Origin of the sequence: Clostridium lentum, assembly GCF_014287815.1 — a bacterium.
Classification (GTDB): domain Bacteria; phylum Bacillota; class Clostridia; order Clostridiales; family Clostridiaceae; genus Clostridium; species Clostridium lentum.
The window spans coordinates 1-840 of the sequence record NZ_JACOOQ010000048.1 but is presented as its reverse complement, the minus strand read 5'-3'; the positions used below and the strand labels follow the sequence as shown (position 1 = coordinate 840).

1 protein-coding gene is annotated in these 840 nt (G+C 27.6%); it reads left to right on the top strand.

What is annotated here, in order from left to right; all coding sequences use genetic code 11:
- Positions 1 to 838, top strand: an 838-nt coding sequence (locus H8R92_RS13025) for a hypothetical protein (RefSeq protein ID WP_186835677.1), incomplete at its 5' end; no start/stop codon positions are given.
- Positions 839 to 840 lie beyond the last annotated feature (2 nt).

The following is an 840-nucleotide window of genomic DNA, read 5'->3' as shown; positions in this document are numbered from 1 at the left end:
TTATCCAGTAAATTATAAGGTTACTGATACTCATGGAAATATAACTATGTATAAGATTAATGTTAATGTAGTTAAAACAATTAAAGCAACAGTAACTACAGATATTCCATTCCAAGTAGTAACTAACTTATTAAAAGAAAATGGTACAACAGAAAATATAAAGGATAGGTTTGTATCATCAAAAATTAGAATTAAAAATAATAATCCAAATTCTAAGATGGAAGTTTATGTTAAAGGATTAAGCAAGAGTGAGGGTGAACTAGAATTAGTTAATCCAAGTGATACGAATTTTGAATCTTTAAATAAATTTGAATCATTAAGAAAAATGGCTTTAGGAGTTTACTTTGAAAGTAAAAGTAGTGAAATAGAAAATGATGAATCACCTCAAGAAAGTAGAAGTGATGAAAGTTTAGATGGATCTGATGAAGAATCATCAATAGACAACACAAAAGTATTTACTAAGGATTCACCATTATGGTTAACTATTGGTATGAGTGAAGTTAAGATTAAAACCATGAATCAAGCTACAGGTAGTAAGAGTGAAACTATATTACCATCTAAAAATGACTCGAATGATGGTAGCGGTGAAGAAAATGGTAATGGTGAAAATCAACGAGAGTCATATACTAATTCAAGTGAACACTCTGAAGAAAGCACACCAAATAATGGTGAAACAAATAATGCAAATAATCAATTAAGTAATCCAAATTATTATATTAAGGATTACGGTGATATAAATAGTGAAATTCTAGAATTTGGTCTTACAGCTAAATATGGAAATAATTTTGCTGGAGGAAAAGTTAGAGGTAAATTTAAATTGATATTTGAATTTAGATAAAA